The organism is Massilia sp. Masssp93, from assembly GCF_059491295.1.
Window position 1 is genome coordinate 6,217,036 of sequence record NZ_CP168502.1, and the last position, 26,311, is coordinate 6,243,346.

Annotated in this window: 29 protein-coding genes and 2 tRNA genes; 22 read left to right on the plus strand and 9 right to left on the minus strand. The window is 64.0% G+C overall.

Features of this window, described 5'->3' with window-relative positions:
- The first annotated feature begins 14 nt into the window (after positions 1–14).
- Positions 15–851, plus strand: coding sequence for an alpha/beta fold hydrolase (locus ACEN9Q_RS25930; RefSeq protein WP_229412591.1), 837 nt, complete (start codon positions 15–17; stop codon positions 849–851).
- Between the two features lie 68 nt (positions 852–919).
- Positions 920–1,690, plus strand: coding sequence for a TSUP family transporter (locus ACEN9Q_RS25935; RefSeq protein WP_056437443.1), 771 nt, complete (start codon positions 920–922; stop codon positions 1,688–1,690).
- A gap of 18 nt (positions 1,691–1,708) precedes the next feature.
- Here the strand turns inward: ACEN9Q_RS25935 and ACEN9Q_RS25940 are convergent, their stop codons facing one another.
- Positions 1,709–2,743 (minus strand): DUF1176 domain-containing protein, encoded by a 1,035-nt coding sequence (locus tag ACEN9Q_RS25940; RefSeq protein ID WP_495626540.1) that lies wholly within the window; start codon positions 2,741–2,743, stop codon positions 1,709–1,711.
- A 172-nt stretch (positions 2,744–2,915) separates the two neighbouring features.
- On the opposite strand from ACEN9Q_RS25940, the gene mnmG reads away from it, so the two are divergent.
- The 16 genes from mnmG to ACEN9Q_RS26020 all read left to right on the plus strand — a co-directional run bounded on the left by mnmG (position 2,916) and on the right by ACEN9Q_RS26020 (position 16,974).
- Positions 2,916–4,850: a tRNA uridine-5-carboxymethylaminomethyl(34) synthesis enzyme MnmG gene (gene mnmG / locus ACEN9Q_RS25945; RefSeq protein ID WP_495626541.1), complete on the plus strand. Its 1,935-nt coding sequence runs from the start codon at positions 2,916–2,918 to the stop codon at positions 4,848–4,850.
- Complete coding sequence (rsmG, locus tag ACEN9Q_RS25950; protein WP_495626542.1) at positions 4,847–5,494, plus strand: 16S rRNA (guanine(527)-N(7))-methyltransferase RsmG; 648 nt, start codon at positions 4,847–4,849, stop codon at positions 5,492–5,494. The genes mnmG and rsmG overlap by 4 nt, the downstream gene beginning before the upstream one ends.
- A gap of 128 nt (positions 5,495–5,622) precedes the next feature.
- The gene (locus ACEN9Q_RS25955) at positions 5,623–6,393 is read left to right on the plus strand and encodes a ParA family protein (RefSeq protein ID WP_056437454.1); all 771 of its coding nucleotides are present in this window, start codon (positions 5,623–5,625) and stop codon (positions 6,391–6,393) included.
- Between the two features lie 18 nt (positions 6,394–6,411).
- Positions 6,412–7,296 (plus strand): ParB/RepB/Spo0J family partition protein, encoded by an 885-nt coding sequence (locus ACEN9Q_RS25960; RefSeq protein WP_056437457.1) that lies wholly within the window; start codon positions 6,412–6,414, stop codon positions 7,294–7,296.
- A 372-nt stretch (positions 7,297–7,668) separates the two neighbouring features.
- Positions 7,669–8,013 (plus strand): ATP synthase subunit I, encoded by a 345-nt coding sequence (locus ACEN9Q_RS25965; protein WP_056437460.1) that lies wholly within the window; start codon positions 7,669–7,671, stop codon positions 8,011–8,013.
- The gene (gene atpB / locus ACEN9Q_RS25970) at positions 8,010–8,894 is read left to right on the plus strand and encodes a F0F1 ATP synthase subunit A (protein ID WP_495626543.1); all 885 of its coding nucleotides are present in this window, start codon (positions 8,010–8,012) and stop codon (positions 8,892–8,894) included. Before ACEN9Q_RS25965 ends, atpB begins: the two co-directional genes overlap by 4 nt.
- Positions 8,895–8,964: 70 nt before the next feature.
- Positions 8,965–9,207, plus strand: a complete 243-nt coding sequence (gene atpE / locus ACEN9Q_RS25975) for a F0F1 ATP synthase subunit C (RefSeq protein ID WP_258812922.1) — start codon at positions 8,965–8,967, stop codon at positions 9,205–9,207.
- A gap of 80 nt (positions 9,208–9,287) precedes the next feature.
- Positions 9,288–9,758 (plus strand): F0F1 ATP synthase subunit B, encoded by a 471-nt coding sequence (locus ACEN9Q_RS25980; protein WP_056437466.1) that lies wholly within the window; start codon positions 9,288–9,290, stop codon positions 9,756–9,758.
- Positions 9,759–9,760: 2 nt separating this feature from the next.
- Positions 9,761–10,294, plus strand: coding sequence for a F0F1 ATP synthase subunit delta (locus ACEN9Q_RS25985; protein WP_056437469.1), 534 nt, complete (start codon positions 9,761–9,763; stop codon positions 10,292–10,294).
- A 72-nt stretch (positions 10,295–10,366) separates the two neighbouring features.
- Positions 10,367–11,902: a F0F1 ATP synthase subunit alpha gene (gene atpA / locus ACEN9Q_RS25990; protein WP_056437472.1), complete on the plus strand. Its 1,536-nt coding sequence runs from the start codon at positions 10,367–10,369 to the stop codon at positions 11,900–11,902.
- 106 nt (positions 11,903–12,008) lie between these two features.
- Entirely contained in the window at positions 12,009–12,890 is an 882-nt protein-coding gene (gene atpG / locus ACEN9Q_RS25995) for a F0F1 ATP synthase subunit gamma (RefSeq protein WP_056437474.1), read from the plus strand.
- A 98-nt stretch (positions 12,891–12,988) separates the two neighbouring features.
- Complete coding sequence (gene atpD / locus ACEN9Q_RS26000) at positions 12,989–14,392, plus strand: F0F1 ATP synthase subunit beta (protein ID WP_056437476.1); 1,404 nt, start codon at positions 12,989–12,991, stop codon at positions 14,390–14,392.
- 26 nt (positions 14,393–14,418) lie between these two features.
- Positions 14,419–14,844: a F0F1 ATP synthase subunit epsilon gene (locus ACEN9Q_RS26005; protein WP_056437478.1), complete on the plus strand. Its 426-nt coding sequence runs from the start codon at positions 14,419–14,421 to the stop codon at positions 14,842–14,844.
- A 199-nt stretch (positions 14,845–15,043) separates the two neighbouring features.
- Positions 15,044–15,475, plus strand: a complete 432-nt coding sequence (locus ACEN9Q_RS26010; protein ID WP_056437481.1) for a CoA-binding protein — start codon at positions 15,044–15,046, stop codon at positions 15,473–15,475.
- Positions 15,472–16,314, plus strand: coding sequence for a PPK2 family polyphosphate kinase (locus tag ACEN9Q_RS26015; RefSeq protein WP_056437483.1), 843 nt, complete (start codon positions 15,472–15,474; stop codon positions 16,312–16,314). Before ACEN9Q_RS26010 ends, ACEN9Q_RS26015 begins: the two co-directional genes overlap by 4 nt.
- Positions 16,315–16,344: 30 nt before the next feature.
- Complete coding sequence (locus ACEN9Q_RS26020) at positions 16,345–16,974, plus strand: glutathione peroxidase (RefSeq protein ID WP_495626544.1); 630 nt, start codon at positions 16,345–16,347, stop codon at positions 16,972–16,974.
- Positions 16,975–16,977: 3 nt separating this feature from the next.
- Here ACEN9Q_RS26020 and ACEN9Q_RS26025 read toward each other — a convergent pair whose 3' ends face one another.
- The 6 genes from ACEN9Q_RS26025 to argB all read right to left on the minus strand — a co-directional run bounded on the left by ACEN9Q_RS26025 (position 16,978) and on the right by argB (position 21,544).
- Positions 16,978–18,843: a chorismate-binding protein gene (locus ACEN9Q_RS26025; protein WP_495626545.1), complete on the minus strand. Its 1,866-nt coding sequence runs from the start codon at positions 18,841–18,843 to the stop codon at positions 16,978–16,980.
- A gap of 8 nt (positions 18,844–18,851) precedes the next feature.
- A complete protein-coding gene (gene slmA, locus ACEN9Q_RS26030) occupies positions 18,852–19,430 on the minus strand; it encodes a nucleoid occlusion factor SlmA (RefSeq protein ID WP_056437491.1) in 579 nt (192 codons plus the stop codon).
- Between the two features lie 4 nt (positions 19,431–19,434).
- Positions 19,435–20,181, minus strand: a complete 747-nt coding sequence (locus ACEN9Q_RS26035) for a pyrimidine 5'-nucleotidase (protein WP_495626546.1) — start codon at positions 20,179–20,181, stop codon at positions 19,435–19,437.
- A 104-nt stretch (positions 20,182–20,285) separates the two neighbouring features.
- Positions 20,286–20,362, minus strand: a tRNA-Asp gene (locus ACEN9Q_RS26040).
- 160 nt (positions 20,363–20,522) lie between these two features.
- Positions 20,523–20,597: transfer RNA gene (locus ACEN9Q_RS26045), tRNA-Thr, on the minus strand.
- Positions 20,598–20,635: 38 nt separating this feature from the next.
- On the minus strand, positions 20,636–21,544 hold the full coding sequence (gene argB, locus ACEN9Q_RS26050; protein ID WP_056437493.1) for an acetylglutamate kinase: 909 nt from the start codon (positions 21,542–21,544) through the stop codon (positions 20,636–20,638).
- Positions 21,545–21,703: 159 nt separating this feature from the next.
- Between argB and ACEN9Q_RS26055 the strand changes: the two genes are divergently transcribed.
- Positions 21,704–21,907 carry a cysteine-rich CWC family protein gene (locus ACEN9Q_RS26055; RefSeq protein WP_495626547.1) on the plus strand — a complete coding sequence of 68 codons (204 nt, stop codon included), beginning with the start codon at positions 21,704–21,706 and terminating at the stop codon, positions 21,905–21,907.
- A 7-nt stretch (positions 21,908–21,914) separates the two neighbouring features.
- Here ACEN9Q_RS26055 and ACEN9Q_RS26060 read toward each other — a convergent pair whose 3' ends face one another.
- Positions 21,915–23,033, minus strand: coding sequence for an extracellular catalytic domain type 1 short-chain-length polyhydroxyalkanoate depolymerase (locus tag ACEN9Q_RS26060; RefSeq protein ID WP_495626548.1), 1,119 nt, complete (start codon positions 23,031–23,033; stop codon positions 21,915–21,917).
- 322 nt (positions 23,034–23,355) lie between these two features.
- Here ACEN9Q_RS26060 and ACEN9Q_RS26065 point away from each other — a divergent pair, with 322 nt between their 5' ends.
- From ACEN9Q_RS26065 to ACEN9Q_RS26075, 3 genes are all read left to right on the plus strand, one after another.
- The gene (locus ACEN9Q_RS26065; protein ID WP_056437500.1) at positions 23,356–23,565 is read left to right on the plus strand and encodes a DUF1289 domain-containing protein; all 210 of its coding nucleotides are present in this window, start codon (positions 23,356–23,358) and stop codon (positions 23,563–23,565) included.
- Positions 23,565–24,473, plus strand: a complete 909-nt coding sequence (locus ACEN9Q_RS26070) for an MBL fold metallo-hydrolase (RefSeq protein ID WP_495626549.1) — start codon at positions 23,565–23,567, stop codon at positions 24,471–24,473. The genes ACEN9Q_RS26065 and ACEN9Q_RS26070 overlap by 1 nt, the downstream gene beginning before the upstream one ends.
- Positions 24,474–24,557: 84 nt before the next feature.
- On the plus strand, positions 24,558–25,517 hold the full coding sequence (locus ACEN9Q_RS26075; RefSeq protein ID WP_056437503.1) for an NAD(P)H-dependent flavin oxidoreductase: 960 nt from the start codon (positions 24,558–24,560) through the stop codon (positions 25,515–25,517).
- 81 nt (positions 25,518–25,598) lie between these two features.
- Here the strand turns inward: ACEN9Q_RS26075 and ACEN9Q_RS26080 are convergent, their stop codons facing one another.
- Positions 25,599–26,183, minus strand: a complete 585-nt coding sequence (locus tag ACEN9Q_RS26080; protein WP_495626550.1) for a hypoxanthine-guanine phosphoribosyltransferase — start codon at positions 26,181–26,183, stop codon at positions 25,599–25,601.
- Positions 26,184–26,311 lie beyond the last annotated feature (128 nt).

Consider the following 26,311-nt stretch of genomic DNA (forward strand, 5'->3'; position numbering starts at 1 on the left):
TCAAGGAGGCGCACGTGATCGACGAATCCCTCATGCTGGACGTGAACGGCATCCACATCCACACGACGACGACGGGGCAGGGACCGGCCGTGCTGCTGCTGCACGGCTTTCCCGACACGCACCTCGTCTGGCGCAAGCAGGTCCCCGCGCTGGCCGCCGCCGGCTTTCGCGTGCTCGCGCCCGACCTGCGCGGCTATGGCCGCAGCGACGCGCCGGGCGGCGTCTTCGACTACACGATGGATAAATTGCGCGGCGACGTGCTCGGCCTGCTGGACGCCCTGCACATCGACAAGGTTTTTCTCGTCGGGCACGACTGGGGCGGCATCATCGGCTGGCAGATCGCGGCGCTGGCGCCGGAACGCGTGCACCGCTACGTGGCGATGTCGACGGGCCACCCGTATGCCATCGCACACGCGGGCATGATGCAGCGCTTGCGCATGACCTATATCCTCGGCTTCATCGTGCCGGTCCTAGCCGAGCATACGCTGCGCGCGGCCGACTGGTTCATCATGCGCCAGTTTACGGACGAGCCCGGCCAGGCGGACCACTGGAAGCGGGATCTGTCGCCACCGGGCCGCCTGACGGCCGCGCTGAACTATTACCGCGCCAACCTGAGCCTGGCGCTGCCGCGCGGACATCGCCAGGTCAAGGTGCCCGTGATGGGCATGTGGAGCGACCGCGACCCGGCGCTCGGCGAAAAGCAGATGCGCGATTCGGCGCACTACGTCGACGGCGAATTCCGCTTCGAGCGGATCCGCGGCGCCGACCACTGGCTCCAATTGACGGCGGCCGATGAGGTGAACCGCCTGCTGCTCCAGTTCTTTGAAGAAGGGCGCGCGGCCGCCGTCTGAAGCGCGGTGATTTGTTGCGCCGCAACAAGAGGCGTGCCGTACAATGACGCTTTTACGCGTGATTGACCATGTTCGATTTTGCCCTGCTGGCCGTCGCGGCCTTCGTTGCCGGTCTCGTGGATGCTGTCGTCGGCGGGGGAGGATTGATCCAGATTCCGGCGATGTTCGCCGTGTTCCCCAGGGAAGTCCCGGCGACGCTGCTGGGAACAAATAAACTGGCGGCCATGTTCGGGACGGCCGTCGCTGCCGTCAGGTACAGCCGCCGCGTGACGGTTGCCTGGAGCACGGCGGCGCCGGCCGCCGTCGCCGCGTTCGCGTTGTCCTTCATCGGTGCCTGGACCGTGACTCGCGTGCCCGCCGACTTCGTGCGCAGCCTGCTGCCGCTGATCCTGCTCGCGGTGGCCGTGTACACGTTCAAGCAAAAGAACCTGGGCGCCGTGCACGCGCCGGTCCACAGCGGCATGACGGAAAAGTTGTTGGCGACATGCGCCGGTGCCGCGATCGGTTTTTATGACGGTTTCTTCGGCCCGGGCACAGGCAGCTTCCTGATCTTCCTGTTCGTGCGCTTCTTCGGCTTCGACTTCCTGAGCGCGTCGGCGGCGGCGAAGATCGTCAACGTCGCGTGCAATATCTCGGCGCTGATGTGGTTCGGATACAGCGGTCACTTGATCTGGCAACTCGGCTTGCTGATGGCCGTGTGCCAGATTGCCGGGTCACTGGTCGGGACCCGGCTGGCGCTGAAACACGGCAGTGGTTTCGTGCGCAAGCTGTTCCTCGTTGTCGTCGGGCTGTTGATCGTAAAGACAGCGTTCGACACCTTTAAGCACCTTGCGTGGTGATTGTTTCACGTGAAACAATCAGCGCGCCTTGTGCACATGGGTGACGATGGTCGGTAAATCCCAGGCGCCGCCGGCGGTAATTTCGCGGCACATGCCGGTGGTCGTCGCCGATGTCTGCGCGAACGACCGGCCATCCCACGTCCAGCTCGCGGCGCTGAAGCAATCGCCGATGCCGCGGCCCTTTTGCGTTGCCCGGATGACGCCATCGGCGTAGTCGCTTGCGGAGGTTGTCACCAGGACGGCGGAATAGGGCGGCCTGGCGTCGACCACCCAATAGCCGTCGCCCGTGTTGTAGGCGGCCGTCCAGCAGGCATGCGAGACGAGCAGCTTGCCCTTCGTGAGGCGGCGGACCACGGGCTCGTCTGTCTCGTCGGCCTTTGTGTCCACGAGTTCGCAACTGCCATCCTTTACGGTTTTGCGCAACGCGGCCATCAAGTCGCGGGCTTGCGCGGGCGTCAGTGTGACAGGTTGCTTGTCGTGGCTGACCGGCGCTGCGGCGATGTCCGGCGCTGGGAGTGGCGGTAGAACATTTGATTCCGGTTTTGTGCCCTTGCGTACCAGGGCGCCGGGCGTGTCCAGCCGTCCCTGGAATTCATCCATTTTAAGCAGCACGGCATTGGCGCCGGCCGTCGAGATCGTCCAAGTCTTACCTTTTGCCGACCACGCGATCTGGCCGTCCTTGAGCAGTGCCGGCAGCAGGGCGTTGACCTGCGCGTCGGACAGCTTGCCGCTATTCGACTTCGCATCGATGTGGACGGTGCCCAGCGCCCGGCCGTCGACTGTCATCGCGAGCTGGTCGGGTGCGGGGTGGTTCGGATCATCGGCCGGCTGAAACTGGACAGTGATGGGCTGGTCCGGGCCTGCGGCGCGTGTCAGCAGGATGGTGGCGTTCGGCGCCTCGTCGTCTTCCTGGTGGTAGCCGGCGGCGCGGCACGTCCTCGTGTTATCGCAGGCGAGTTGCCAATCCTTGTAATCGAACGAGATGGATGGCAGGTCGGAGCGCGGATATGCGCCGACCGTGGCGGTGACGGCGAGCAGGGCGAAGGTCAGCAAACGAGATGTCGGCATGGCGGCGAGGGATGGGTTGGCGTGGCAAAAGCCTAACATGAGCTCGCATTCGCTGTTTCACGTGAAACAAAATCTGTCGTTTTCGTGGCCGCGCAGAAGCGATGTGGAAAAAAGAATTTATAATCGACCCTTAATCCTCCTCGCAACACATTCCATCATGCTATTTCCGACAGAATTCGACGTGATCGTCGTTGGCGGCGGCCACGCCGGCATCGAAGCGGCGCTTGCGTCTGCGCGCATGGGCCAAAAGACCCTGTTGCTCACTCACAATATCGAGACCCTGGGCGCGATGTCCTGCAACCCGTCCATCGGCGGGATCGGCAAGGGGCACCTCGTCAAGGAAGTGGACGCCATGGGCGGCGCGATGGCCATCGCCACCGACGAAGCCGGCATCCAGTTCCGCATCCTGAACTCCTCGAAGGGCCCGGCCGTGCGCGCCACCCGTGCCCAGGCCGACCGCATGCTGTACAAGCAGGCGATCCGTTCGCGCCTCGAAAACCAGCCTGATCTGTGGCTGTTCCAGCAGGCCGTCGACGACCTGATGGTCGAAGGCGACCGCGTCGTCGGTGCCGTCACGCAGATCGGCCTGCGCTTCCGTGCGCGCGCCGTCGTGCTGACGGCCGGTACTTTCCTGGACGGTAAGATCCACGTCGGCCTGCAGAATTACTCGGCCGGCCGTGCGGGCGATCCGCCGGCAGTCTCCCTGTCGGCGCGCCTGAAGGAGTTGAAACTGCCGCAGGGCCGTTTGAAAACCGGTACGCCGCCGCGCATCGACGGGCGCAGCATCGACTTTTCCGTCATGACGGAACAGCCGGGCGATCTGGATCCGGTGCCCGTGTTTTCGTATATGGGCAATGCGGCCATGCACCCGAAGCAGTTGCCGTGCTGGGTCACGCACACGAATGCGCAGACGCACGACATCATCCGCAACGGCCTCGACCGCAGCCCCATGTACACGGGCGTGATCGAAGGCGTCGGTCCCCGCTACTGCCCATCGATCGAAGACAAGATTCACCGCTTCGCGGCCAAGGAATCGCACCAGATTTTCCTCGAGCCGGAAGGCCTCACGACCAACGAGTTTTATCCGAACGGTATCTCGACGAGCCTGCCGTTCGACGTGCAACTGGCCCTCGTGCGGTCGATGCGCGGTCTGGAGAATGCGTTCATCCTGCGCCCCGGTTATGCGATCGAATACGATTATTTTGATCCGCGTGGCCTGAAAGCGTCGCTGGAGACGAAGGCGGTTCAAGGCCTGTTCTTTGCCGGGCAGATCAACGGCACGACCGGCTACGAGGAAGCGGCCGCGCAAGGCATGTTGGCCGGCATCAATGCGGCACTGCAGACCCGGGGCGAGGAAGCGTGGACGCCGTCCCGTTCCGAAGCGTATCTCGGCGTGCTCGTCGACGACCTGACGACGCAGGGCGTGGCGGAACCGTACCGCATGTTCACGAGCCGCGCCGAATACCGCCTGTCGTTGCGCGAAGACAATGCGGATATGCGCCTGACGGAGATCGGCCGCAAGCTGGGCGTCGTTGGCGATGCCCAGTGGGAAGCGTTCGAGCGCAAGCGCGACGCCGTCGCGCTCGAACTGGAACGCCTGCGTTCGACCTGGGTCAACCCGCGCATCGTCGCCGCCGCCGAATCCGAGCGCGTGATCGGGCAGGCTATCGAGCGCGAATACAACCTGGCCGACCTGCTGCGCCGTCCTGGCGTCGAGTACGACAAGCTGGTGAGCCTGCAGGGCGTCGACGGCCAGGCACTGGGCGGCCCGGGCGTGAGTGACCCGGCCGTGCGGGAGCAGGTCGAAATCCAGTTGAAATATTCGGGCTATATCAACCGCCAGGCGCGCGAGGTGGAACGCCACGATTACTACGAAAACCTCAAATTGCCGGAGAGCCTGAACTATCTGGAAATCACGGCGCTGTCGATCGAGGTGCGCCAGAAGCTCGACAAGCAGCGTCCCGAGACGCTGGGCCAGGCGTCGCGGATTTCTGGCGTGACGCCGGCGGCAATTTCTCTGCTGCTCGTGCACCTCAAAAAGCGCGGCGCCAAGGGTTTTACCGGTGTGCCGAATGAGGAATCGGCCGCATGAAGAATTTTGATCGTACTGCCTTGTCCGCCGTGCTGGGCGAGGGCATCGCCGCGATGCACCTCGACGTGAGCCCGGCCCAGCAGGACAAGCTGATGGATTACCTGGCCCTGATGTTCAAGTGGAACGCCGTCTACAACCTGACGTCCTTGCGCGACCCGATGCAGATGGTCACCCACCACTTGCTGGATTCGCTGGCCGCCGTGCCGGCATTCGCGACGGCGCGCAATGTGCTGGACGTGGGGTCGGGAGGCGGTCTGCCGGGGATCGTCCTGGCAATCGTGCATCCGGACATGAACGTGTCGATGATCGATACCGTCCATAAAAAGACGGCTTTTCTGACGCAGGTGAAAGCCGAGCTGGGGCTGGTCAACGTCACGGTGTACACGGCGCGGGTCGAGCAACTGCAGGTGAGCGATAAATTCGACGTCATCACGTCGCGCGCGTTTGCCGACCTCTCGGATTTCGTCAACTGGTCCTGTCACTTGCTGGCCGATGGCGGACGCTATATCGCCCTGAAAGGGGTGGCGCCAAAAGATGAGCAGGAACGGCTGCCGCCGGAATGGAAGGTGGCCGGGCTGGAACCGCTGCAAGTGCCCAGGCTGGGTGCGGAGCGTCACCTGGTATTCATCGAACGTTCCACGTGAAACATCCGCAGAAACGTCCGCAACGACGCACAAGCAGATAAACCGTATAACCAGTTTATACCGTTATTACCATATAAATCGTATAAATCGTTTTAATGGTATTAACCGTATGACTGACAAGGGCATACATGGCGAAAATTTTTTGCGTAGCAAATCAGAAGGGCGGGGTCGGCAAGACCACCACCAGCGTGAACCTGTCCGCCGGTCTCGCCAAGTTGGACCAGCGCGTGCTGCTGGTCGACCTCGACCCGCAGGGCAATGCCACCATGGGCGCGGGCATCAACAAGGCGGGACTGACTTCGTCGATCTACGAGGTGCTGCTGGGTGAGGCCGAGGTGGCCGCGGCGCGCCTGCGCAGCGAAGCAGGGCGCTTCGACGTGCTGCCGGCCAACCGCGAACTGGCCGGCGCGGAAGTCGAGATGGTCGAGCTGGAAAACCGCGAGCGCCGCTTGAAGGAAGCACTGGCCAAGGTCGACGCCGACTACGACTTCATCCTCATCGACTGTCCGCCGGCGCTGTCGATGCTGACCCTGAACGGCCTCGTGTCGGCGCATGGCGTCATCATCCCGATGCAGTGCGAGTATTACGCGCTGGAGGGCCTGTCCGATCTCGTGAACACGATCAAGAAGGTGCACGCGAACCTGAACCATGACCTGCGCATCATCGGGCTGCTGCGCGTGATGTTCGATCCGCGCATGACGCTGTCGCAGCAGGTGTCAAGCCAGCTCGAACAGCATTTCGGCGACAAGGTCTTCAAGACGATCATCCCGCGCAACGTGCGCCTGGCGGAAGCGCCGTCGTACGGCATCCCGGGCGTGACGTTCGATCCGTCCTCGAAAGGCGCGCAGGCGTATATCGCCTTCGGCGCGGAGATGGTCGAGCGCATCAAGACAATGTAACCAGAACATAAAAACGTCATGGCAACCAAAAAACTCAAAGGTCTCGGCCGCGGCCTCGATGCGCTGCTCGGCGGGGACGCCCCGGAAACGCCGGCCACGCCCAGCGGTACGCCGTCCCTGCTTCCCGTCGCGCAGATCCAGGCCGGCAAATACCAGCCGCGCACGCGCATGGACGACGGCTCGCTGTCCGAACTGGCCGCGTCGATCAAATCCCAGGGCATCATGCAGCCGGTGCTCGTGCGTCCGATCGATGGTGCCGCCTCGGGCGCCCGCTACGAGATCATCGCCGGCGAACGGCGCTTCCGCGCGGCGCAGCTGGCGGGCCTGGACGAGATCCCGGTCCTCGTGCGCGACGTCGACGACCAGAACGCCGCCGCGATGGCGCTGATCGAGAACATCCAGCGCGAAGACCTCAATCCGCTGGAAGAAGCGCAGGGCATCGCGCGCCTGATCTCGGAATTCAGTTTTACCCACGAGCAGGCGGCCCAGGCCGTCGGCCGTTCGCGCAGCGCCGTGTCGAACCTGCTGCGCCTCGTGAATCTCGCGCAACCCGTGCAGACGATGCTGATGGCTGGCGACATCGACATGGGGCACGCGCGCGCGCTGCTCGCCGTCGATGCGGCGAGCCAGATCGCGCTGGCGAACCAGGTGATCGCCAAGCGCCTGTCCGTGCGCGAGACGGAAAAGATGGTGGCACGCACGCTCGAAGAGCAGAGCGCGCCGCCGGCCGCCGCGCGCCAGAAAGAAAAGTCGGGCGACATCGTGCGCCTCGAGGAAGAACTGTCCGACCGCCTCGCGACGCCCGTCGCGTTCAAGATGGGACCGCGGGGCAAGGGACAGCTGATCATCGACTTCGCCGACCTCGACATTCTCGACACCGTGCTCGCGCGCCTGCGCGCCTGAGCGCCTGAGCCACATCCGCCGCATCCGCCGCACCCCGCGGCGCCGTCACCACGACGCATGTTGTAATTTGGGCACAACGGCGGCGCGCGCCGTCGACCCATGCACGGCGGGTCAAAAAAGCGTCGCTGCGCCGCCGTTCCAGGGTTACAACCCATGGCGCATACTGCGTTATCCCGCATCCCGAGACGTACGCCAGGCGCTGCCGCGTCACAATCCCGATGTCTCGTTTTCCGTGCTTTTGTTATCAAATCAAGCAACTTTACCCGGGCAGAATCGTTTGACTCCACTTAGTACAACCACTTATAATCTCGGGGATTTCTGTAATTACCACGCCGTAACTCGTTTCCCGACGGCTAGCGCGAAAATAAAAATATGCTGCGCATAGTCTCCCTGCAATTAATAGCAACAACAGTCGCTGGCTTGATCGCCGGACTGCTGTGGGGCGGGGCTGCGATGTTTTCCGCGGTTCTGGGTGGATTGTGTTGTGTCGTCCCCAACGGCCTGTTCGCGCTGCGCCTGTTCGCAAGCGCGCGCCGACCGGGCGCCGCAAACCCGATGTCGTTTTTCATCGGCGAATTTATAAAGATTGCGTCGACACTCGCTTTCCTAGGGGCGACTGTCTGGCTGTACCACGATTTGAACTGGCCGGCGCTCCTCGGCGGCTTCATCGTGGCGCTCAAAAGTTACATCATCTTATTGTTTAGGCACCGTAAATGACTACTGAAAACGTGGCGGGAGCAGCACAACCAGCGGGTGAGCACGTCATCACTGCTGGCGAATATATCAAGCACCACTTGCATCACAACGCGTCCGGCGTCCAGCACGGACCGATCGACTTTTCCGTCATCCACTATGACACCATTTTATGGTCGATCATGCTCGCGGTCGTTACCTCGATCGTCCTGATCGCCGCCGCGCGCCGCGTCACCACCGGCGTGCCGGGCCGTTTCCAGGGCTTCGTCGAAATGATCGTCGAGATGGTCGAAGACCAGTCCAAGGCCATCGTCCATGGTAACCGCAGCTTCATCGCGCCGCTCGCGCTGACCGTGTTCATCTGGGTCATCCTGATGAACTCGATGGACTTCCTGCCGGTCGACCTGTTCGCCAGCGGTTTCCGTGCGCTGGGCATCCATAATGCAGAAGGCCACGAGCCGTTCTTCCGCGTCGTCCCGACCGCTGACCTGAACGGTACGCTGGGCATGTCGCTGGTCGTGCTGTTCTTCATGCTCTACTACAACGTCAAGATCAAGGGCGCAGGCGGTTTCGTGCACGAGTTGTTCTGCGCACCGTTCGGCGCCCATCCGGCCCTGTGGATCCCCAATTTTGGCCTGAACCTCATTGAATTCGCTGCAAAAACTGTTTCGCTCGCAATGCGACTGTTCGGCAACATGTTTGCTGGCGAACTGATCTTCCTGCTGATCGCGCTGCTGGGTGCACAGTGGGTTGGCTTCACGACCCAGAGTGTCCTGCTGTCGGGCCTGCACATTTTCGCCGGTTCGATCTGGGCAGTGTTCCACATCCTGATCGTGTTGTTGCAAGCTTTCATTTTCATGATGCTGACGCTGGTGTATCTCGGCCAGGCGCATGAAGGTCACTAAGCGGCATTCTCGTTTTGCAGTATCCAGTAATTTTATTTTTTACTTTTTTTGATTATCTAAGGAGTTTTTGATGACTAACGTCGCGTTCGTAGCACTGGCTTGCGGTCTGATCATTGGTCTGGGCGCCATCGGTGCATGTATCGGTATTGGTGTGATGGGCGGTAAGTACATCGAAGCTTCGGCCCGTCAGCCTGAACTGATGAACACGCTGCAGACCAAGATGTTCCTGCTGGCCGGCCTGATCGACGCTGCATTCCTGATCGGTGTCGGTATCGCGATGATGTTTGCCTTCGCAAATCCGTTCGGCGCCTAAATCCCGGATTCTTCGAATAGCCGGGCCATCGACGCACCTAGCGCCGGCCCGGCGTACTTCATTCTGAGAAGGAAAAAGCTGTGAACTTAAACGCCACAATGTTTGTGCAGTCCATTGTGTTCCTCATCCTGGCGTGGGTCGTCGCGAAATTCGTGTGGCCGCCGGTGATGGGGGCCCTGGACGCACGTGCGACGAAAATCGCTGAAGGTCTGGCCGCGGCCGACCAGGGCAAGCAGGCCATGGCCGCTGCCGAGAAGCGCGTGCAGGTCGAACTGGCCAGCGCCCGCGACGAAGGCGCCAAGCGCATCGCCGACGCCGAAAAGCGCGCCCAGATGGTCGCCGACGAGATCAAGGCCAATGCCCAGGCCGAAGCCGACCGCATCATCGCCCAGGCCCGTGCCGAAGCCGAGCAACAAATGAGCAAGGCCCGCGAAGAACTGCGCGCCCAGGTGGCCACGCTGGCCGTCGCGGGTGCCGAGCAGATCCTCAAGCGCGAAGTGAACGCAGCGGCCCACGCCGACCTGCTGAACCAACTGGCGACCGAGCTGTAATCATGGCTGAGCTCGCAACCGTTGCCCGCCCTTACGCCGAAGCGCTGTTCCGTGTCGCCCAAGCCGGCGACATGAACGCCTGGTCGGCCGTCGTGTCGGAACTGGCCCAGATCGGTGCCAGTGCCGACGTGCAAGCGTTCGCCAATAACCCGAACGTTACGCAAGCCCAGCTGGCCGACACGATTGCGTCCCTGGTCAAGTCGCCGCTGAACGCTGAAGCGAAGAACTTTATCTCGATGCTGGCCGAAAACGGCCGCGTCGTCCTGCTGACCCAAATCGCCGCCCAGTTCAACGAACTGAAGAATGCGCAGGAAGGCGCCGCCGACGCGCATGTCTTCAGCGCGTTCGAGCTCGCCCCGGCGCAGGTGGCGCAGCTGGCCGCATCGCTGGAAAAGAAATTTGGCCGCAAGCTGAACCCAACGGTGACAGTGGATCCTTCGCTGATCGGTGGTGTGCGCGTGGTCGTTGGCGACGAAGTGCTCGATACCTCGGTGCGTGCCAAGCTGCAACAGATGCATGTTGCGCTCACGGCCTGAGGAATTCGCACGATACGCCGGCGCCCGACGCCCTTGCCCTACGCATCAAGAAACTATTAGGAGTTAGCACTCATGCAACTTAACCCATCTGAAATCAGTGAACTGATCAAGAGCCGGATCCAGGGTCTCGAGGGTTCCGCTGAAGTTCGCAATCAAGGCACGGTCATTTCCGTCGCCGACGGTATCTGCCGCATCCATGGTCTGTCGGACGTGATGCAGGGCGAGATGCTGGAATTCCCCGGCAACACCTTCGGCCTCGCCATGAACCTGGAGCGCGACTCGGTCGGCGCCGTGGTGCTGGGTAACTACGAGCACATCTCGGAAGGCGACGTGGTCAAGACCACCGGCCGCATCCTGGAAGTGCCGATCGGCCCGGAACTGCGCGGCCGCGTCGTCAACGCCCTGGGCCAGCCGATCGACGGCAAGGGTCCGATCAACACCACCCTGACCGCCGCCGTCGAAAAGATCGCGCCGGGCGTGATCGCGCGTGAATCCGTGTCGCAGCCGATGCAGACCGGCCTCAAGGCAATCGACTCGATGGTGCCGATCGGCCGTGGCCAGCGCGAGCTGATCATTGGCGACCGCCAGACCGGCAAGTCGGCCGTGGCAGTCGACGCGATCATCAACCAGAAGGGTCAGAACATGACCTGCGTGTACGTTGCGATCGGCCAGAAAGCATCGACCATCAAGAACATCGTGCGTTCGCTGGAACAGCACGGCGCGATGGAGTACACGATCGTCGTCGCCGCTTCCGCTTCGGAATCGGCCGCCATGCAATACATCTCGGCCTACTCGGGCTGCGCGATGGGCGAATACTTCCGCGACCGCGGCGAAGACGCGCTGATCGTGTACGACGACCTGTCGAAGCAGGCAGTCGCCTACCGCCAGATCTCGCTGCTGCTGCGCCGTCCGCCGGGCCGCGAAGCCTACCCGGGCGACGTGTTCTACCTGCACAGCCGTCTGCTGGAGCGTGCCGCACGCGTCAACGCCGACTACGTCGAAGCCTTCACCGGCGGCGCCGTCAAGGGCAAGACCGGTTCGCTGACCGCACTGCCGATCATCGAAACGCAAGCGGGCGACGTCTCGGCATTCGTGCCGACCAACGTGATCTCGATTACCGACGGCCAGATCTTCCTGGAGACCTCGCTGTTCAACGCCGGTATCCGTCCTGCGATCAACGCCGGTATCTCGGTGTCGCGCGTCGGTGGCGCCGCCCAGACCAAGGTCATCAAGGGCCTGTCCGGCGGTATCCGTACCGACCTGGCGCAGTACCGTGAGCTGGCCGCGTTCGCGCAGTTCGCATCGGACCTGGACGAATCGACCCGCAAGCAGCTGGACCGCGGTGCCCGCGTGACCGAACTGCTGAAGCAGCCGCAATACTCGCCGCTGCCGATCTCGCTGATGGCCGCGTCGCTGTTCGCCGTCAACAAGGGCTACTTCGACGACATCGACGTCAAGCAAGTGCTGGCCTTCGAAGCCGGCCTGCACGGCTACCTGAAGACCAAGCAAGCTGCCCTCCTGTCGAAGATCGAAGAAACCAAGCAACTGGACAAGGACGGCGAAGCTACGCTGGCCGCCGCCGTTGCTGATTTCAAGAAAGCATTCTGATCGATCGGGGACGGGCGCGCCGCCGAGACGGCGCCCCCGTCCCGTCCATCAGGGCGAGGGCCGCTGGAAGCTGGCTGCGGCCCTCAAACCAAAGGAGTAAGGACTCATGGCAGTAGGCAAAGAGATACGTGGCAAGATCAAAAGCGTAGAGAATACGAAGAAGATCACCAAGGCGATGGAAATGGTCGCCGCGTCCAAGATGCGCAAGGCGCAGGAACGGATGCGTGCCGCCCGTCCATACAGTGAGAAGATTCGCAACATCACCGCCAATCTTGCTTCCGCTAATCCGGAGTACACGCACCCGTTCATGGCCACGGCCAAGGATGCGAAGCAAAATGCGGTCGGCTTCATCGTCGTCACCACGGACAAGGGTCTGTGCGGCGGCATGAACACCAACGTGTTGCGCCAGGTGACGCAGAAGACGCGCGAGCTGGAACAGGCAGGCACCCGGATCGAAGCGGTCGCCATCGGCAACAAGGGCCTCGGTTTCCTCAATCGTATCGGCGTGAACGTCGTGTCGAGCCTGACCCAGATCGGCGACACGCCGCACCTGGAAAAGCTGATCGGCCCGGTCAAGGTGATGCTGGACGCTTTCCAGGATGGCAGGCTGAACGCCGTCTACCTGTGCTACACCCGGTTCATCAACACGATGAAGCAGGAGCCCGTCGTCGAGCAGCTGCTGCCGCTGCCGGCCAAGGCCCTCGAAGCCGACAAGGGCGGTTATGGATGGGATTACATCTATGAACCGGACGCGGCTGCCGTCATCGATGAACTGCTGGTGCGCTACGTCGAGGCGCTGGTCTACCAGGCGGTCGCCGAGAACCTGTCGTCCGAGCAATCGGCACGCATGGTGGCGATGAAGGCGGCAAGCGACAACGCGGGTAGCGTCATCGGCGAACTGAAGCTGGTCTATAACAAGACCCGCCAGGCTGCGATTACCAAGGAACTCTCCGAGATCGTTTCCGGCGCGGCTGCTATCAGCGCCTGACGAAAACTCTTTGATCGCGGGGCGGTGGCGAGCGCGGGCGCGCTTGACGTCGCCTCCAAAGATCTTAACGAATTAAAACTATATCTGAAGGAACGAAAATGGCTGATGGCAAAATCGTTCAGTGTATCGGCGCCGTGGTCGACGTGGAATTCCCGCGTAACGCGATGCCGAAGGTCTATGACGCACTGAAAATGGAAGGCTCGGAACTGACCCTCGAAGTACAGCAGCAGCTGGGCGACGGCGTGGTCCGTACCATTGCGCTGGGCAGCTCCGAAGGCCTGCGTCGCGGCATGAGCATCCAGAACACCGGCAAGCCGATCACCGTGCCGGTCGGTCCGGCCACGCTGGGCCGCATCATGGACGTGCTGGGCAACCCGATCGACGAGCGCGGTCCGGTCAGCCTGGAGCGCACCGCATCGATCCACCGCGAAGCGCCGAAGTACGACGAGCTGTCGCCGTCGCAGGACCTGCTGGAAACCGGCATCAAGGTGATCGACCTGGTGTGCCCGTTCGCCAAGGGCGGTAAAGTCGGCCTGTTCGGCGGCGCCGGCGTCGGCAAGACCGTCAACATGATGGAACTGATCAACAACATCGCGAAGGCGCACTCGGGTCTGTCCGTGTTCGCCGGCGTCGGTGAGCGTACCCGTGAAGGTAACGACTTCTACCACGAGATGGCGGATTCCAAGGTCGTCGACCTGGAAAACCTGGGCAACTCGAAAGTGGCGATGGTCTACGGCCAGATGAACGAACCGCCGGGCAACCGTCTGCGCGTCGCGCTGACCGGCCTGACGATCGCCGAGTCCTTCCGTGACGAAGGCCGTGACGTTCTGTTCTTCGTGGACAACATCTACCGTTACACCCTGGCCGGTACCGAAGTGTCGGCACTGCTGGGCCGTATGCCGTCCGCGGTGGGCTACCAGCCGACCCTGGCCGAAGAGATGGGCCGCCTGCAGGAGCGCATCACGTCGACCAAGACCGGTTCGATCACGTCGATCCAGGCCGTGTACGTCCCTGCGGACGACTTGACCGACCCGTCGCCGGCCACCACCTTCGCCCACCTGGACTCGACCGTCGTGCTGTCGCGTGACATCGCCTCGCTGGGTATCTACCCGGCCGTGGATCCGCTCGACTCGACCTCGCGCCAGCTGGACCCGCTCGTCGTCGGCCAGGAACACTACGAGACCGCGCGCGCCGTGCAGGGCACCCTGCAGCGCTACAAGGAACTGCGCGACATCATCGCGATTCTGGGCATGGACGAACTGGCACCGGACGACAAGCTGGTCGTCGCCCGCGCCCGCAAGATGCAGCGTTTCCTGTCGCAGCCGTTCCACGTCGCCGAAGTGTTCACCGGCTCGCCGGGCAAGTACGTCTCGCTGAAGGACACGATCAAGGGCTTCAAGATGATCGCGTCGGGCGAGCTGGACCATCTGCCGGAGCAGGCGTTCTACATGGTCGGCACCATCGAAGAAGCGATCGAAAAGGCCAAGAAGCTGGCTGCTTGATAGCTTAGCCTCTTCAAAGGACACACATGGCAAATACCATTCACGTTGACGTCGTCTCGGCCGAAGAGCAGATCTTTTCGGGCGAAGCCGAGTTCGTCGCGTTGCCGGGTGAATCGGGTGAGCTGGGTATCTACCCGATGCACACCCCCTTGATCACGCGCATCCGCCCGGGTGCCGTGCGCATCAAAATGCCGGGCCGCAGCGACGAAGAGTTCGTGTTCGTCGCCGGCGGCATCCTGGAAGTCCAGCCGAAAGGCGTGACGGTCCTGGCCGACACCGCGATCCGCGGTGCCGACCTGGACGAAGCGAAAGCCCAGGAAGCCAAGCGCCGTGCCGAAGAGCTGATGCTGAACAAGGACTCGCAGATCGACTACGCCAAGGCGCAAGCCGAACTGGCGGCGGCGATCGCCCAGCTGGCGGCCATCGCCAAGCTGCGTCATAAAGGACGCTGATCGCTCTTCCGAGCGCTCCGAAAAAGCAGCCTGCGGGCTGCTTTTTTATTTCCAAAAACCGGGGTCAGAGCCCAGTTATTGGAAATGGCTTGCAGTACATTGCCAAAATTCGGGCTCTGACCCCGGTGCTAGCTGGCGCCGTTCGATGATGCAAACCTGATAAGCTGGCATCAACGACAAGACGACGAGTTACAACGCCATGCGAACCATCGAACAAATCCTCCGCGCCGCCCGGACCGTGGCCGTGGTCGGGCTCTCGAACAAGCCCGGGCGCGCCAGCCTGGAGGTCGCCAGCTACCTGCAGGCGCAGGGCTACCGCATCATTCCCGTCAATCCCGCCTACGCCGGCGAGGAGATCCTCGGCGAGACCGTGTACGCCACGTTGCAGGAAGCGGCCGACGCGCTCGCGCCCGGCGGGGCGCGCATCGACGTCGTCGATTGCTTCCGCAAGCCGGACGAGATCCCGCCCATCGCCAAGGACGCCATCGACGTGCGTGCCGGCTGCCTGTGGATGCAGCTCGGCATCGAGAACCAGGTCGCCGCCGACCTGGCCCGCGCCGCAGGCCTGGACGTCGTGATGAACCGCTGCATGCTGATCGAGCACCGCAAGCTGGGCGAGCAGGCCGCATGAGCACGTCGATGCTGGAACGCTTCCGCGCGCCGAAGAACCTCGAACTGCGCGACAAGGATGCCGGCGATACCCCGCTGCGCGACGACAAGAAGGGCAAGCTCAAAAACGGCGAGATCAAGGAACGCGAGCGCGAGCTGACGACCGAGCTGACGGCCGAGGTGGCCAAGCTGCAGGAAAAACTGTACGCGGCGCGCGATCAGAAACTCCTGCTGATCCTGCAGGGCATGGACACCTCCGGCAAGGACGGGACGGTCCGCGCGCTGTTCTCGCAGATCAACCCGATGGGCCTGCACGCCACCGGCTTCGTGGCCCCGACGGACAAGGAAAAGGCGCACGATTTTCTCTGGCGCGTGCATGCGCGCGTGCCGGGCAGGGGCGAGATCGGGATCTTCAACCGCAGCCATTACGAAGACGTGCTCGTGCCGCGCGTGGCGGGCGATCTCGACGACGACGCGCGCGAGCGCCGCTTCGCCCAGATCCGCGACTTCGAGCGCATGCTGGCCGAGACGGGGACGACGCTCATGAAGGTCTTCCTGCACATCTCCAAGACCGAACAGCGCACGCGCCTGCAGGCGCGCCTGGACGATCCGGAGAAGCACTGGAAGTTCGATCCGGCCGACCTGGCCGCGCGCACGAAGTGGGATGTCTACCAGCGCGCCTACGCCGACACCATCAACGCGACGGACCGCGACCACGCGCCGTGGTACGTCGTCCCGGCCGACTCCAAAACCCACCGCAACCTGATCATCGCCCATCTGCTGCTGGAAACGATGCGGGGCATGAAGCTGGAGTGGCCGGCGCCCAGGGCGGACATGTCCAAGGTGAAGATCGACGACTGAACCCCACGGGGCCGCGCGGATTGTCATAGAATGAAGATCCACCAACCCGCGTACTCTCCGATCATGCTCAAGTCCACCGCTTTGCTGCTCACCCTCGGCGCCGCCGCGACGTTTTCCGCCACGATGGCGACGCCCGCGCTGGCGCAGACGCCCGCTGCCCAGCCGTCCGCCCATCCGGCCAGCTGCCCGGCCGTGTTGAAGCACACCTTCAACCGCCTGCAGGACGAAACGCCGCAGGACCTGTGCCAGTACAGCGGCAAGGTGGTCCTCGTGGTGAACACGGCCAGCTACTGCGGTTTTACCAAGCAGTACGAAGGCCTGGAAAAACTGTATGCGAAGTACGCGCCGCGCGGCCTCGTCGTGCTGGGCTTCCCGTCGAACGATTTTAAACAGGAAGACGCCGACGCCAAGAAGATCGCCGACCTGTGCTACAACACCTACGGCGTGAAATTCCCGATGTTCACCAGCACCGTCGTGACGGGCACGAATGCCAATCCGCTGTATTCGGAGCTGATCAAGGCCACCGGCAACCAGCCCAAGTGGAATTTCAATAAATACCTGATCGACCGGAACGGTAAAGTCATCGACTACTTCCCGAGCAAGGTGACGCCGGAAGATCCGACCCTGGTCGGCAAGATCGAGCAGGCGCTCGGCGGCTGATCCTTATCGATGCAGCACGGCCCTGAGCGGTCCGCGCAGGGCGTTGCAGACGACGATCTCCTGCGCCCGCGCGAGGCTTTCGCGCGTGAGCGGACACTCGATCGCGTCCCAGGCCGGATCGTCCAGCAGCACGCCGCGCATCACGCCGGGCAGGACGCCCGCCGACAGCGGCGGCGTGTACCAGCGGCCGCCGATGCGCACGAACACGTTGCTGCGTCCACCTTCCGTCAGTTCGCCGCGTTCGTTGAAGAACAGCGTGTCGAAGGCACCCACGCCTTCCGCCGCGCGCCAGGCGGCGTCGTAGCGGCTTCGAACGCTCGTCTTATGGCGCAGGAACACGTCGTGCGCGTGCGTCGGTTCGTCCGCCAGCAGCAGCCGCACCGGCTCGTCCAGCGGCGCCAGCGCGCCCGTCTGCACGACGATCTCGCCATTCGGCCGCAACGCGAGGCGCACGCGGTGCGGCGCATCGTCCGGCAACGCGGCGCAAGCCTCCTGCGCGGCACTGCGTGCGAGGCCGGGGTTGAATGGATGGCCGAAATACGCCGCCGACGCGCCGAGGCGCGCGAGGTGGCGCTCCAGGTGGCGGCAACCGCCGGCGCGCGTGGCGTAGATGGTCTCGAAGATCTCGAAGTCGTTCGGCAGTCCCGTGAGGAAGCTCGCTTTGAGCCGGCATTCGGCATACTCGGCGCCGGCGTCGCTGTCGTACACGATGCCCGCGCCGACACCCAGCTCGCCGTGGCGCACGCCGTTCTGTTCCGGCTGCAGCGTCAGCGTGCGGATCGGGACCGATAGACAGAAATCGCCAAATCGGGCACCGGCGCGCGCATCCTGCTGCTTGCCGAATCCGGTTCCAGGCGGCGGCGGATCGATCCACCCGATCGCGCCCGTGTAGATGCCGCGCGCGGCCGGTTCCAGTTCGCGGATGATTTCCATCGTGCGGCGCTTGGGCGCGCCCGTGATCGAACCGCAGGGATACAGCGCGGCGAAGATGTCGCGCAACGAGATCCCGGGCGCGAGCTGGGCCTGCACGGTCGACGTCATCTGCAGCACGCTGCTGTAGCGCTTCACTTCGAACAACGCCGGCACGCCCACGCTGCCGGTGCGCGCGATGCGTCCCAGGTCGTTGCGCAGCAGGTCGACGATCATGAGGTTTTCGGCGCGGTTCTTCGGATCGGCCGCCAGATGCTGGGCGCGCACGGCGTTCACGAGGTCGTCGCCGTGCGCCGGCGCCGTGCCCTTCATCGGCCGCGCCAGCAGGCGGCCGGCGTCATGGCGCACGAACAGTTCCGGCGACAGCGACAGCACGGCGCGTCCGTCCGGCAGGCCGATCAGGGCGCCATAGGGCACCGGCTGGCGTGCGCGCAGGCGCGCGTACAGCGCGCACACGGGGCCGAAGGCGTCGAAGCGGAGGCGATAGGTGTAATTGACCTGGTAGGTGTCGCCGGCCGCGATATAGTCGCGGATCCGTTCGATCGCGTGCGCGAACGTGGTCTCGTCGACGTTGGCGCGCATGGCGCCGATGCCGGCCGGGCCGTTCCCCTGTTCTTGCGCGCGCGCCGCCAGCCAGGCGTCGACCTGGGCCGCGTCCAGCATGTCGTAGCGTTCGAACAGCAGCACCTGGGCCAGCGGCGCGTGCAGTTCGCGCGCGGGCGCGATGCCGACCAGCTGCTCGCCCAGCTCATAGGTCAGCACGGGGACGGCGTGCAGGCCGCGCGCGAGGGCATCCTGCATGCCGTCCAGCAGGCGCGGCCAGTCCTCGATGCGCTGGCAGGCCAGCATGCCCGCATAGCCGCCGTACAGGCGCGAGCGCGCCTGCGCATGGCCTTCGGGGCTCGCGTCGTCGAGCAGGGCGAACACGGTGGCGTCCATGATGGTATTCAGGCGGCGAGCAGCAGGGCCAGCTGCAGCGGACTGTTCTCGGTCGGGTGCTGTTTGAAGCCGCTCTTGGCGTAGCGGTGCCAGCGTCCCGTCACGTAGGCGACGAGCATGGTGGCGCGCGCGGCCACGTCTTCCTCGCGCCCATGGCCCTGCGTGGCGGCCACGCGCAGCGCCTGCTTGAACGCCAGCTCGACCTTGTCGTAGAACTGGTTCATGCGCAGGACCAGGCGATCGTCCTCGCCGACGAGCGCGTCGCCGATCAGCACGCGCGTCATGCCGGGATTGTTGGCGGCGAACGACAGCAGGATCTGCAGCATCGCATGCGCGCGGGTGACGCCGTTGTCCTCGCGCTCCGCGGCCTGGTTGAACAGGGTGAACACGGTCGCCTCGATGAATTCGATCAGGCCTTCGAACATCTGCGCCTTGCTGGCGAAATGACGGTACAGGGCCGCTTCCGACACCGACAGCCGGGCGGCCAGCGCCGCCGTCGTGATCTTCTCGCCCTTCGGATGTTCGAGCATGGCCGCCAGGGCCTGGAGGATCTGCTGTTTGCGTTGGCCAGGCTTGGTGCTTGCCATGTTGTTAGACGTTTTCCGTATGTGATCGATGTGCGAGCCGACGCAGGTGCGCGGGCAGCCGAAGAACGGATTTTACTTTGACATCGACGTAACCGGGGCGTTTGACCATCTTCGGCAGCGGGGCTTTGCCGATCGGATCGGCGTAGCGCAGGTATTGCGTGACCCATACCGTGCGCACGCCGAGCTGCTTGGCGCGCTTGAGGTTCACGAGCGTGTCCTCGACGAGGATGCAGCGGCCGGCTGCGAGACCCTGGCGGCGCAGCAGGCGGCGCAGCATCAGCTTCGACGGTTTCGGACGTAGCTGGCCGTGCACGCGCATGTCTTCGATCGAGACGTGGTGCGCGAACTGGCGCTGCAGCCCGAGGTGGCGCACCACGCCGGTCGAATACGCCGTCGGCGCGTTCGTCAGCAGGATCTTGCGGCCCGGGAGGCGGCGCAGCATGCGCTCCAGGCCGCGCTCGTAACGCACCAGGTCTTGCAGCGCGCCGATGTCGTGCGTCTGGCGCAGGAAGTCGGCCGCATCCACGCGGTGGTGGCGGATCATGCCCAGCAACGTGGCGCCGTAGCGCTTCCAGTAGCCGACGCGGGCCGCGTTGACGGCTTCCTGGCTCGCCGGCGTGGTGCCGTCGCCGAGCACGCGCGCAATATACGTGTTCATGTTGGCGCTGATCGCCGGGAAGATCGCGTGCGACGCGTCGTGCAATGTGTTGTCGAGGTCGAACAGCCAGACGGGAGAGGAGGGCGTGGGCACGGGAAAGTCAAACGGACAAGGGGACTCGCGATTATATCGGGACGGGGGAAGGGCGCTCCGAAAACAAAAAAAGGGTCCGACGAATCGGACCCTTCTCTGAATTCTGGCGGAGCGGACGGGACTCGAACCCGCGACCCCCGGCGTGACAGGCCGGTATTCTAACCAACTGAACTACCGCTCCAGCTTTCCTGCTGTCTCGCTCATGTGACGCTTGTCATCGCGCCGCGAGTGTTCCTCATTTCCTGCTGCGACGGGCAAACGCGCAGCGTGGACAAGAGTCTGTCTTATCCGTTACGTCAGGCATCGGGGATACCACAACAGGCGGGAATGGGAACAAATCCTGGTGCCCTTGACGTGGATTGAACACGTGGCCTCTCCCTTACCAAGGGAGTGCTCTACCACTGAGCTACAAGGGCAAACAACGTTTGTGGCGCTGTTGAGACGCCACAAAAATTCAATGCGAGCGGATCATAGTGCCAAAAGCCTGTTCGGTCAAGACTTCCAGCAACAAAGAGTGCTCGATGCGGCCATCGATGATGTGCACGGTGTTCACGCCCGACTTGGCGGCGTCCAGGGCCGACGAGATCTTCGGCAGCATGCCGCCGGAAATCGTGCCGTCCGCGAACATCTCGTCGATTTCGCGCGCCGACAGGTCCGTCACCAGGTTGCCCTGCTTGTCCTGCACGCCGGCGATGTTGGTCATCATGATCAGCTTTTCGGCCTTCAGGATTTCCGCGATCTTGCCGGCGACGACGTCGGCGTTGATGTTATACGCCTGGCCGTCCTGGCCGAAGCCGATCGGCGAGATGATCGGGATGAAGGCATCGTCCTGCAGCGCTTTCACGACGGCCGGATTGATCGCCTCGATGTCGCCGACGAAGCCGATGTCAAGGAACTCGCCCGGCTTGTCCTTGTCCGGCATCGCCATCTTGCGTGCGCGGATCAGGCCGCCATCCTTGCCGGTCAGGCCCACTGCCTGGCCACCGTAGTGGTTGATCAGCATGACGATGTCCTGCTGGACTTCGCCGCCCAGCACCCACTCCACCACTTCCATGGTTTCTTCGTCGGTGATGCGCATGCCTTGCACGAAGGTGCCCTGCTTGCCGATCTTCTTGAGCGCGTTGTCGATCTGCGGGCCGCCGCCGTGCACCACGACCGGGTTCATGCCGACCAGTTTCAGCAGGATGACGTCGCGCGCGAAGCCGTGTTTCAGGCGTTCTTCGGTCATCGCATTGCCGCCGTATTTGATGACGATGGTCTTGCCGTGGAAATTACGGATGTAGGGGAGTGCTTCGGCCAGGATCTGCGCCTTGATCTGCGGCGAGACCGCAGTCAGGTCATTATTCTGGTCGTCGCCCGTCATCGAGGTCAGCGTAGCGTTCATTAGGGGTCCGAAAAAGAATTTGCGAGATTTTACAGGCATTAGCCTGCCGCAGTGATCATTTTAGAAGCTCCATGTTGTATTTTCTGGCGCCCGCCGTTAAGGTGCCTTACATATGGATACACGACGGTAATCTTTCACATGAGTACCTGTACACGCTGCGGCGCCGCGTTCGGTTGCGCGATGGTCGATGGCAACGACGGCGCACCGTGCTGGTGCACGCGCCTGCCGCCCTTCGTCGCGCTGCCGCCCGCGGGCGAAGCGGCCGGGTGCTGGTGCCCGGCCTGCCTGGAGCAGCATATCGCGCAACGGACAGCCAGGGCGCCGGATACGCCGGCCACATAGAGCACCCTCAGCGCGCGGTGCGGAAAAAACGCATCATTTCGCGGCTCGCGTTCGGCCCCCGGCCGTCCGTATAGCTGCCGCGCATGTCGCCGCCCGACCAGGCGTGGCCGGAACCGTGGATCACCCAGTGTTCTGCGTGGATACTGCCGTCCGGCTTGCGGTGCACCGTGCGCGTGTAGGCGTGGCCGTCCGGCACGGCGCCGGGTTCGACGACGACGTCTTCCGACGGATGGCGTCGTCTTCGCTTGATCAGCTCGTCGCCATTGGCCGGGTGCACGGTCGTGTCGCGGTCGCCGTGGAACACGATGATCGGCAGCGTTTTTCCCGGCTTGTGGTGCGTGCGGAAATCGCCTTTCATCGCGGCCATCGCCGAGGCCAGGTCGTGGGCGGCCGCGAACGGCAGGCCGGAATGGACGCCGACGGCCGCATACAGGTCCGGATACAGCGTGCCCATGATGGCGGCCATCGCGCCGCCCGCGGACAGGCCCGCGACGAACACCTGGTCCGGATCGATCACGTAGCGCGCCATGATGTCCTGCGTGAGCCCGGCGATGATGGCGGGCTCGCCCTGGCCGCGCTGCTGGTCCGCCGCGCTGAACCAGTTCCAGCAGCGCGTGGCGTTGGCCTGCTGCGACTGGGCCGGATAGGCGACGAGGCAGCCGTATTCCTCGGCCAGCGCGTTCATGCCGGTGCCGAGCGCGAAGTCGTCGGGATGCTGCGAGCAGCCGTGCAGCATCACGAGCAGCGCCGACGGCTGGCCGGCATACGTGCTCGGAATATACAGCTTGTAGTCGCGGGTGCCCGCGTCGTTCGTATAGCTGGCGTCGACGAAGTGGCCGGGCAGGCCGATGGCCGCCGCGCCCGTCGACAGCGGCGGGACGTTGAACGGGTTGGCGCTCTGGCCCAGGCGGGACAGGTCGGCCAGCATGTCGGAAAAGGCGTCGTAGGTCGATTGGTTCGAGGCGGGCGGCGCGACGGGCTCAACGCTGTTGACGGCCGCGGCCTGCATGGCGGTGGCGTTTTTGACGGATTCCCGGAGGACGGTGCGGGCAACGGCGGGGCCGCGGCGTATCAGGGATCGGGTCGCGGCGCGCATTTGCGCCAGGAACTTGTGATTCAGGGTCATCGGCACTCCTTGTGGGGTGTGTCGGCAATGCCGCCGGCGCGTGGCTGAGGCATCGAGCGAGGGTTCAGTCTTGATGGCGAAGCTTGCGCGAACCTTACAGATGGGATAAGCGCAACGGACGAGTTCAGTCTACGCAGGTCGTCCCGCCGGTCAAGCGCGATTCGTCCGGATACGTTAATCTGCGCTCCATGTGTCCAATATTCCAACCCGGCATCTGTCTCGAGTGGAGCTCGCTGCCGTACCACGATACCCCATTTCGTCTCGACATGCCGGATGTGCTCGCCGCCGGATATCTCATCGGCAAGATTGCGCGGGTTGCGGCATGAGCGACGCATCTCTTCCGCCGGAACGGCAAACGCCGGTCCCGTCTCCCTGCATCAACGTGTGCAAGATGTCGCCCGTGTCGGGCCTGTGCGAGGGCTGTTTGCGTACCATCGACGAAATCGTCGCCTGGAGCCGCGCCGACGACGACTATAAACGCGCCGTATGGTCAGAAATCCGCCGGCGCGAAGCGCACATCCCGTTCGACTGATGCCGACCCTGCCGCCAGCGATCCGGGTGTTCGAGCGCGGCTGGCTGTCGTCCAACAACATCCTCATCACGGGACGAGACGGCGCCACGCTCGTCGACACGGGCTATGTGACGCACGCGGCGCAGACGCTGTCCCTCGTGCGCCACGCGTTGCAAGAGCGTCCGCTGGACCGCATCGTCAACACCCACCTGCACGCCGACCACTGCGGCGGCAACGCGGCCTTGCGTGATGCCTACCGCTGCCGCATCGCGATCCCCGGGGCGGAATGCGCGAAGGTCGACGCGTGGGACGAGGACGCGCTGAGTTTCCGCGCCACGTCCCAGCAGTGCCCGCGCTTTGCGTACGACGATGCCCTCGAACCCGGCCAGCGCCTGCGCATGGGCGACCTGGACTGGCAGGCGCTCGCGGCGCCCGGCCACGATCCGCACGCGCTGCTGCTGTGGTGCGACGAGCAAGGCGTCCTGATATCCGGCGACGCCCTGTGGCAGAACGGCTTCGGCGTCGTGTTCCCGGAACTGGCCGGCGAACCCGGTTTTATGGACGTGCGCGCCACGCTGGACCTGATCGCGACGCTCGACGCGCGCGCCGTCATCCCCGGCCATGGGGCGCCGTTCGCCGACGTGGCGGCCGCGCTGGACCGCGCGTATTCGCGCCTGGATTACCTGGCGGCCGACCCGGTGCGCAATGCCGAGAACGCCGCCAGGGTGCTATTAAAATTTCTGCTGCTGGAACGGCGGCGCATCCTGCTCGCCGACGTCGAAACGCTGTGCGCCACGGTGCCGCTGCTCGTGCTGGCGCGTGAGCGTTTTTTGCACGGCAGCAGCGCAGACCTGGCCGACCGGCTCGTGCATGCGCTCGTGAAAGCGGGTGCGGCGCGCGTCGAGGGCGCTACACTCGCCGAGCCCTGACAAAGAATTAGAGCCAGCGATCTAGCACGGTCGTGCTTTTCTAATCCATAATCGACGGGTCCGATCAACTATCGCGAGAAATCCATGGCGCTGCCTCCCGTCCTGCAAAACCTGTCCTTACCCGTCATCGCGTCGCCGATGTTCATCGCCAGCGGTCCCGCGCTGGTGGCCGCGCAGTGCAAGGCGGGCATCGTCGGTTCCTTTCCCGCCCTGAACGCGCGCCCGGCCGCGCAGCTCGACACGTGGCTGACGGACCTCCAGCACGAGCTGGCCGATTACCGGGAAGCGCATCCGGACCGCAAGGTCGGCCCGATCGCCGTCAACCAGATCGTGCACCAGTCGAACGACCGCCTGGAACACGACGTGGCCGTGTGCGTGAAGCACCAGGTGCCCATCATCATCTCGTCGCTGCGCGCGCCGCCGAAGGAAATGCTGGATGCCGTGCATGCGTACGGCGGCATCGTGATGCACGACGTCGTCTCGATCCGCCACGCCGAAAAGGCGCTGGAAGCGGGCGTGGACGGCCTGATCCTCGTCGCGGCCGGCGCCGGCGGCCACGCGGGCGCGCTGTCGCCGTTCGCGCTGGTGGGCGAAGTGCGTAAATTCTTCGACGGCCCGATCGCGCTGTCCGGCTCGATCGCCACGGGCGACGCCATCCTCGCCGCGCAGGCGATGGGCGCCGACTTCGCCTACATCGGCTCGCGCTGGCTGGCCACGCGCGAAGCGAACGTCACCGACGCCTACCGCGACGCGATCGTGGAATCGACGGCGGCCGACGTCGTCTACACGAACCTGTTCACGGGCGTGCATGGCAATTACCTGAAAAAATCGATCGTGGCGGCGGGGCTGGACCCGGACAACCTGCCCGTGTCGGACAAGAGCAAGATGAGTTTCGGCTCGGGCAGCGCGAAGGCGTGGCGCGATATCTGGGGTGCCGGGCAGGGCGTCGGCCTGATGGATGACGTGCCGACCGTGGCGGAGATGGTGGCGCGGTTGACGCAGCAGTATCAGGCCGCGCGGGAGCGGTTGGGGCTGAAGGCCTGAGTGTTTTCAGGGTTCGCGTAACAACGTCGCCCCCGCGCAGGCGGGGGCCCAAGTGTTGAGCCGGCCAGGTGTAATCGGCGCTTACGCCTGCAGCACCTTGTCCGCGTCGCGGATCACCCACAGTCCCGGCAGGTTGCGCCAGTATCCGTGCGCATCCATGCCGAAGCCGACGACGAACTGGTTCGGCACCGTCAGGCCGACGATGTCCGCCTGCACCGGTTTCACTTTACCCAGGTCCTTGTCGGCAAACACGGCCAGGATCACCTCCGCCGCGCCCATGTCGAGCAGGCGCTGCTTCACGTGGGCCAGCGTTTCGCCTTCGTCGAGGATGTCGTCGACGATGATGATCGTGCGGCCCGTGACGTCCTGGCGCGGGATCACTTTCCACACCACTTCGCCGCCGCGATCGAGGTCGCCGTAGCGGGTCACGTGGATGTAGTCGAATTCGAGGGGAAAGCTCAGCTGCGGCAGCAGGTTGCCGGTGAACACCACCGCGCCGCCCATGACGCCCAGCACGAGCGGGAAATCGCTCGCCTCGTCGTTGTCGAAACGCTGGTTCAGCACGTCGGCGACGTGGCGTACGGCCGCTTGCACCTGGTCCGCGCTGACGATTTCCTCGGCGTTGGCCAATAGTGCGCGGGCGCGGTTGTAATGAAAGTCTTGCATGATATTTCGGAGTCGGTTGTAGGATTCGGATGATCCTTGGGTAGGCGATTATCCGCCAGATTGCGTCCGCGCGCGATTCCGGTCAGCTTGGGGGCGGCGGCCGCGTTCGCGATGCCGGTGCGGAGGGC

Excerpts from the sequence above, each read along its gene's own strand:
- ACEN9Q_RS25935 (WP_056437443.1), top strand. The coding sequence starts at position 920 with ATGTTCGATTTTGCCCTGCTGGCCGTCGCGGCCTTCGTTGCCGGTCTC.
- mnmG (WP_495626541.1), top strand. The coding sequence starts at position 2,916 with ATGCTATTTCCGACAGAATTCGACGTGATCGTCGTTGGCGGCGGCCAC.
- rsmG (WP_495626542.1), top strand. The coding sequence starts at position 4,847 with ATGAAGAATTTTGATCGTACTGCCTTGTCCGCCGTGCTGGGCGAGGGC.
- ACEN9Q_RS25955 (WP_056437454.1), top strand. The coding sequence starts at position 5,623 with ATGGCGAAAATTTTTTGCGTAGCAAATCAGAAGGGCGGGGTCGGCAAG.
- ACEN9Q_RS25960 (WP_056437457.1), top strand. The coding sequence starts at position 6,412 with ATGGCAACCAAAAAACTCAAAGGTCTCGGCCGCGGCCTCGATGCGCTG.
- ACEN9Q_RS25965 (WP_056437460.1), top strand. The coding sequence starts at position 7,669 with ATGCTGCGCATAGTCTCCCTGCAATTAATAGCAACAACAGTCGCTGGC.
- atpB (WP_495626543.1), top strand. The coding sequence starts at position 8,010 with ATGACTACTGAAAACGTGGCGGGAGCAGCACAACCAGCGGGTGAGCAC.
- atpE (WP_258812922.1), top strand. The coding sequence starts at position 8,965 with ATGACTAACGTCGCGTTCGTAGCACTGGCTTGCGGTCTGATCATTGGT.
- ACEN9Q_RS25985 (WP_056437469.1), top strand. The coding sequence starts at position 9,761 with ATGGCTGAGCTCGCAACCGTTGCCCGCCCTTACGCCGAAGCGCTGTTC.
- atpA (WP_056437472.1), top strand. The coding sequence starts at position 10,367 with ATGCAACTTAACCCATCTGAAATCAGTGAACTGATCAAGAGCCGGATC.
- atpG (WP_056437474.1), top strand. The coding sequence starts at position 12,009 with ATGGCAGTAGGCAAAGAGATACGTGGCAAGATCAAAAGCGTAGAGAAT.
- atpD (WP_056437476.1), top strand. The coding sequence starts at position 12,989 with ATGGCTGATGGCAAAATCGTTCAGTGTATCGGCGCCGTGGTCGACGTG.
- ACEN9Q_RS26005 (WP_056437478.1), top strand. The coding sequence starts at position 14,419 with ATGGCAAATACCATTCACGTTGACGTCGTCTCGGCCGAAGAGCAGATC.
- ACEN9Q_RS26010 (WP_056437481.1), top strand. The coding sequence starts at position 15,044 with ATGCGAACCATCGAACAAATCCTCCGCGCCGCCCGGACCGTGGCCGTG.
- ACEN9Q_RS26015 (WP_056437483.1), top strand. The coding sequence starts at position 15,472 with ATGAGCACGTCGATGCTGGAACGCTTCCGCGCGCCGAAGAACCTCGAA.
- ACEN9Q_RS26020 (WP_495626544.1), top strand. The coding sequence starts at position 16,345 with ATGAAGATCCACCAACCCGCGTACTCTCCGATCATGCTCAAGTCCACC.
- ACEN9Q_RS26025 (WP_495626545.1), bottom strand. The coding sequence starts at position 18,843 with ATGGACGCCACCGTGTTCGCCCTGCTCGACGACGCGAGCCCCGAAGGC.
- slmA (WP_056437491.1), bottom strand. The coding sequence starts at position 19,430 with ATGGCAAGCACCAAGCCTGGCCAACGCAAACAGCAGATCCTCCAGGCC.
- argB (WP_056437493.1), bottom strand. The coding sequence starts at position 21,544 with ATGACGGGCGACGACCAGAATAATGACCTGACTGCGGTCTCGCCGCAG.
- ACEN9Q_RS26055 (WP_495626547.1), top strand. The coding sequence starts at position 21,704 with ATGAGTACCTGTACACGCTGCGGCGCCGCGTTCGGTTGCGCGATGGTC.
- ACEN9Q_RS26060 (WP_495626548.1), bottom strand. The coding sequence starts at position 23,033 with ATGACCCTGAATCACAAGTTCCTGGCGCAAATGCGCGCCGCGACCCGA.
- ACEN9Q_RS26065 (WP_056437500.1), top strand. The coding sequence starts at position 23,356 with ATGAGCGACGCATCTCTTCCGCCGGAACGGCAAACGCCGGTCCCGTCT.
- ACEN9Q_RS26070 (WP_495626549.1), top strand. The coding sequence starts at position 23,565 with ATGCCGACCCTGCCGCCAGCGATCCGGGTGTTCGAGCGCGGCTGGCTG.
- ACEN9Q_RS26075 (WP_056437503.1), top strand. The coding sequence starts at position 24,558 with ATGGCGCTGCCTCCCGTCCTGCAAAACCTGTCCTTACCCGTCATCGCG.
- ACEN9Q_RS26080 (WP_495626550.1), bottom strand. The coding sequence starts at position 26,183 with ATGCAAGACTTTCATTACAACCGCGCCCGCGCACTATTGGCCAACGCC.